1 protein-coding gene is annotated in these 1,142 nt (G+C 63.7%); it reads left to right on the forward strand.

Annotated features, from left to right (window positions below; genetic code table 11):
- Positions 1-322: 322 nt before the first annotated feature.
- On the forward strand, positions 323-1,142 hold an 820-nt coding region (locus EOM25_15220; GenBank protein NCC26530.1), incomplete at its 3' end, for a hypothetical protein.

Genomic DNA, 1,142 nt, shown 5'->3' on the forward strand with positions numbered 1-1,142 from the left:
GCTTGCAGGCCTGACCGTGGAGGACGGGACCGTGACATGGACGGCCCGGGAAAACGTCTGCCTCGCCTCGGCGGCCCTGACCGAAACCGACTTTGCCCTGGCTGACGGAGCCATTGACGGGCGAAAAATCAGCACGGCCCAGAAAAGCGAAAGGACCGTCCTACGGGATGGGACGGCCTCGCATACGGCCCTTTTAAGGTCCGACACCCGGGAGCTTGTGCTGGTCACGGAGTGCTTGGAGCAAGTGCTGACGAGCGGCAACCTGATCAACATTTTACCCATCACGGACACGATCAGGTCGGCCACGGCCGAGGGTTAGCGTGTGGCCTATACGCCCCCGGCAGGGGATAAAATCAGGGGTCGGTTCGCCTCCCTGGATTGGGTGGCCCCGGATGGCGGCCAGATCAGGGCCCGGTTTTGCGGAGCATGGACCCGGCCCCGGGGCGATTATGTCAACGCCCATTTCGGGTTCCCGGGGACGTTCGGAGATGAGCTTGTGGCCCATTTCGGCTGTCGGTTCATCTGCTCCGAGGCCCTGGACATCATTCCCCTGGCCTTGGCCCATGCCCATACCCTTTCATCCTCGCTCCTGGCTGAACTCGCTCAAATCCAGCCCCAGGCTCTCACGCACGGGCAAACGCTGTCGGAGGGGCGGCTGTCGTTTGCGATCCTGTCTTATGGGTTGGCCCATGCCCAGGACCTCAACGCCCCGGCCCATGAGCAAACCCACATTCTCAGGACCCCGGGCATTGAACACTTCAACGATCAATTTTCATTTGTCGAGCCCCTGCCCGCCTATCGCAAGCCCTCCCGGTCCCGCTCGGCATGGGCGGCCCCGTGGGACAAGCCCCAGGCAAAGCCCCGGCCTTTTTTGGGCCCGTGGGATGGACAGGTCAAAACCGACCGGCCTGTACGGGCGACGCATGCGTCGCCCCTACCCGAGGATATGGCCTTGCTTTCCCCCTGGCTTGCCCTGCCCGAAAAGGACAGGCCTGTACGGGCGACGCATGCGTCGCCCCTACCCGAGGATATGGCCTTGCTTTCCCCCTGGCTGGACATCCAGACCAAGGACAGGCCTGTACGGGCGACGCATGCGTCGCCCCTACCCGAGGATGCGACATGCCTCTTGCCCTATACGGCCC

Source organism: Deltaproteobacteria bacterium (assembly GCA_009929795.1).
Lineage (GTDB): Bacteria > Desulfobacterota > Desulfovibrionia > Desulfovibrionales > Desulfomicrobiaceae > RZZR01.